Below are 3691 nucleotides of genomic sequence, written 5' to 3'. Positions count from 1 at the left end.
CCGGGCCGGCGACTTCGACACCGTCTGAGCCGCCGGAGCCGTCCGAGCAACCGCCCCACCGTGCCGCCGCACGGTGGGGCTTCGCCGTGTGTCGGCACAGAACATCCCGTCCCGGGATGGACCATCGGGCGAACAACCTCTCAGCTTCAGGTCGTCACCGAGCTCGTCGACGTGCGGCTCCTCGTTGATCGCGAAACTCGTCTTGGCCACGGCGGCTCCCAGGGTGGCGCGTGGTGCCTGGCCCAAAACCAGCGGCACGAGGAAAACCGAGCCCTCGCACTACCTCGGATTCGAAACGGGAACAACACGTACACCTGCTTTCGAGGGCCCCAAATATCGACTATCTCACCCAATCTCGTACAGAAAATTCGCTTTAGCACATACCCGCAGACCTGTCAGCCGGAACGCCACTAGACCAAGTTGATCTTCACCACAGAATTTCATGATCCAAAAGGCGTCCACGGTGCGTACAGTTACACATGCGGCCCACCAAGGGCAGCATTAAGCAGCTCTTAATAATTAGAAATGGAGTCATTATGCACATGCGCACCCGTGCATCGTTCCTCGCCGTGGCAACACTCACAATGCCGCTCGCACTTTCTTTTCCCGCCTCAGCGGCACCGACGTCCTGCCCGAGCAGCGGGCAAGGAAATGGTGGCGTCAAGTGCACCACCCTGACCAACGGAATTCTGGCAACCATGGCGTCCGGTAAGACTTTCGCAGAGGTCGGCTATTACCGCACTGGCGGAGGTAACCTCACCGCGAAGCTGGGTGCAGAAAAGGGCGGCAAGAACTTCTGGTCGGGCAACATAAACATGAACAACACACCCTTCCACTACGGCTCAATGCTCACCGTGAGTTCGGGTTGCGGTAGCGTGATCGGCAAGATGCTGGCAGATGGCAGCACCTACACTACGCCGCCCAAGTCCTCTTGCTGACAATCATCTGAGCAAAATTCGCGGGGTGGCTATGCGCGCGCGCATAGCCACCCCGCACCCTTTCACGAGAATCCCGGATACATGCTGACTGCGGTTTTTCAAGGGCATGGACTGTTCATCGCCTTTGCCATACTCATTTCCTGCATTGCAGGCGCGGCAATTTTCGCAGCCGCGCGAACGCGATGCGCCCGACCGCTGACATGGGCCTTATGGGCAGCCTGCGTGACAGCCACGATCGCGCTGACAATGTGGACCACGACGCCCGGGGACGAGTCAGCATCATGCACCATTAACCGTGACATCTTTGAGCCTTTCCGCCACACGCAGGGGCAGCTGAACTTCGCGATGTTGGTGCCGTTCGGCTTGCTCGGCACATTGGCCACACGGCGCCCTGGACTGATGGTCGGCCTCAGCTTCATCTTCCCGGCAGCAATCGAGACGACGCAGGCTCTAGCCCCGATCAGCCGAGCTTGCGACACGAGCGACCTCGTGGCAAACGGGCTGGGCGCACTATTGGGAACAGCGATCGGTGCTGTTCTCGCAAGGCTTCGAGGCGGTACCCCGCTGACGCGGAGCACAACCAGGAAAGCGTTCGTCAGCGCGGGAGTTCTGGCGTGCGTCATGGGCACAGCTATGTACACTTTCGCGAATCTTGCCCTTGTCGACAGGACGGAACCAAATTCACCCGTCACCGCAGGGCAGCAATCGGCAATTGATGCTCGACTCAAGGACGCGTTCGGAGGCGCATACCGAGCTGAAAATTACAGTTTCACGTCAGGCGAAAACGATATGGGCACCATCACAGCCATTTTCAAGGAAGGAATGGCCGAGTTGAGCTGGCCCGACCAAAAAGAATTCACCGTTTCCATGCCTCCTGCGGACATTGAGACGGGCAAGGCTTTTGCGGTACCCGGCGCCCACATCCGCCCCTCGGACGAGAAAAAGGCATTGTCTATCGCCGAAGCATACGCCAGCCAATTCGCCCCCTGGGGATTGAAGGACTCCAAAGTCAACGTCTCGCGCGTTGACGAAGAGACAGACCTCGGCTGGCTTGTCTACTGGCGACGATGGGATGGTGAGGTGCTCCTCCCCATGCGCCTCGACCTTCGCATTGACAGCGCAGGGCGTGTCAGCGATCTGATTGAACGCAACATATCCGATCCAAAAATCCCCACTGTACGGGTCACCAAAGAGGAGGCGTGGGAAATCTTCAAAAAGAACTTCAACGACGAGATCGATAAGAAATCCGAGAAGGGTGAGCCGATCCTTCTGGCGCAGTACCGTAACGGCCAGTGGCGTACGGACTGGCTTCTCTCCACCAGAACTTCGTCGTATGCGCTGGAGGCGGCGATCGATGCTACCGACGGCAGCTTCAACGACCCAGTTCAAGTTCCTTTGCGGCGTTCCGCTGATGCAAATCAGTACATCGAGCCGCTTTCAACCTCCGGTTGAACAACTCCGACGTCGCCGCCGAGACCTCCGACATGCCGCTCGCATGCACGATTGCCTGAGGCCCTGACCAACCATCGAACAGGAAGCACTCAAAGGCCCCGCCGGCTGACGTGGAAGGGCGTAACCATGACCAACATCCACGGGCTCCCCCTCGACGAAGCCGAGTTCTCGAAGGCCTGGGGCGGCAATACCCGAGTCGCACTCGACGATCTGCGGGACCGGGGACGGCCCCGGTGAAGCAGGTGCCAGTCTGGCCGTCGGACCATCAAATCGTCCGAGTAGTCGCCCCCGCCGTGCCCACGCACGGTGGGGCTTCGCCGCTCTCGGCCCCGTTTCCAGTACCGGAAACTCGAACCCCTTGCTCCGCGTGACGGGGGCCCGCCACCATCGGACGGGACACCGGGCGACGAGAGGGCCGGCAGTGAAGCTGACACGGCTGGTGGGCGAGTGCGAGGACGGCGAGTGCCCGACCATCTACACGACGGATCGAGGCACGCTCGCCATCCAGGGGAACAGGGTCGTCGATCACGGGCTGGACATTCCGGCTCATGAAAGCCTGGTAGAGATCTCCGTGGAACTCATGCGAAAGGCCGTTCGTGACAAACTCATCCAGGACACTGGGCGATTGGTTCGAGGACTTCGATCGGGAGGCTTTCCGGCTGGAGACTCTGGACGATTACAGCAAGTCGGGGGGCGTCGATGCCTACCACGCGTTCCTTGCCGGCAAGCCGCAGCCGGAGGAATACCAAACGGCTGACTGGGTATCGACAGTCGGGGATGCGGTCCGGTCGGGAAAGCGCATCTATCGGGTCCACGTCCTCGCCCGCCCTCTGACGGACTATCTGCGGTTCGAACTCTCCTGGGGTTACCGACGTAACCTGACAGCTGGTGAAGAGTTCTTCATCCTGGACACGACCGACCAGGAGAACCCGATTCCGGACGCCCCGGACTTCTGGCTCTTCGATGAGCGGGCCGCCGGCGTCATGGAGTACGACGGCGAGGGCAAGTACCTGGGTTCTGCATTCGCCGGAGAGGAGCAGGTCCCCAGGTTCCTGGAATACAGAGACACGGCTTTGGCCCAGGCCGTACCCTTCCCGGATTGGTGGGCGAAGTACGGCTGGTGAATAAGTCCAGCCTCGGGTCAGCGCTGCGGGAACTGCGAGAGTCCTCCGGACGGGAAGCCAAAGTGGTTGCCCGTGGCGCTGCCATGTCCCGCTCGAAGCTTTCCAAGATTGAGCTTCTTCGAGTTGGCCACCGATCGGGTGATGGGCCGTGAAGCGCAACGAGCGAGGCCCCCGGGC

5 protein-coding genes and 1 pseudogene are annotated in these 3691 nt (G+C 60.6%); 5 read left to right on the top strand and 1 reads right to left on the bottom strand.

Annotated features, from left to right (window positions below):
• On the bottom strand, positions 1-210 hold a 210-nt coding region (locus EES43_RS31015), incomplete at its 3' end, for a hypothetical protein (RefSeq protein ID WP_206430072.1).
• A 332-nt stretch (positions 211-542) separates the two neighbouring features.
• Between EES43_RS31015 and EES43_RS17375 the strand changes: the two genes are divergently transcribed.
• The 5 genes and pseudogenes from EES43_RS17375 to EES43_RS31865 all read left to right on the top strand — a co-directional run bounded on the left by EES43_RS17375 (position 543) and on the right by EES43_RS31865 (position 3666).
• Complete coding sequence (locus EES43_RS17375; protein ID WP_124269558.1) at positions 543-938, top strand: hypothetical protein; 396 nt, start codon at positions 543-545, stop codon at positions 936-938.
• A gap of 81 nt (positions 939-1019) precedes the next feature.
• Positions 1020-2390 carry a VanZ family protein gene (locus EES43_RS17370; RefSeq protein WP_124269557.1) on the top strand — a complete coding sequence of 457 codons (1371 nt, stop codon included), beginning with the start codon at positions 1020-1022 and terminating at the stop codon, positions 2388-2390.
• Between the two features lie 421 nt (positions 2391-2811).
• Positions 2812-3000 (top strand): annotated as a pseudogene (locus EES43_RS31440) (hypothetical protein); the annotation flags it as partial.
• Entirely contained in the window at positions 2987-3514 is a 528-nt protein-coding gene (locus tag EES43_RS17360) for a DUF6879 family protein (RefSeq protein ID WP_124269556.1), read from the top strand. The pseudogene EES43_RS31440 and the gene EES43_RS17360, both read left to right, overlap by 14 nt.
• Positions 3493-3666 (top strand): helix-turn-helix domain-containing protein, encoded by a 174-nt coding sequence (locus tag EES43_RS31865; RefSeq protein ID WP_346774361.1) that lies wholly within the window; start codon positions 3493-3495, stop codon positions 3664-3666. The genes EES43_RS17360 and EES43_RS31865 overlap by 22 nt, the downstream gene beginning before the upstream one ends.
• Positions 3667-3691 lie beyond the last annotated feature (25 nt).

It is taken from the genome of Streptomyces sp. ADI96-02 (assembly GCF_003846185.1).
GTDB lineage: Bacteria > Actinomycetota > Actinomycetes > Streptomycetales > Streptomycetaceae > Streptomyces.
This window is presented reverse-complemented; position numbering and strand designations above follow the sequence as displayed.

What these genes read in the sequence shown, in the direction of transcription:
- EES43_RS17375 (WP_124269558.1), top strand. Translation starts at nt 543, where the DNA reads ATGCGCACCCGTGCATCGTTCCTCGCCGTGGCAACACTCACAATGCCG.
- EES43_RS17370 (WP_124269557.1), top strand. Translation starts at nt 1,020, where the DNA reads ATGCTGACTGCGGTTTTTCAAGGGCATGGACTGTTCATCGCCTTTGCC.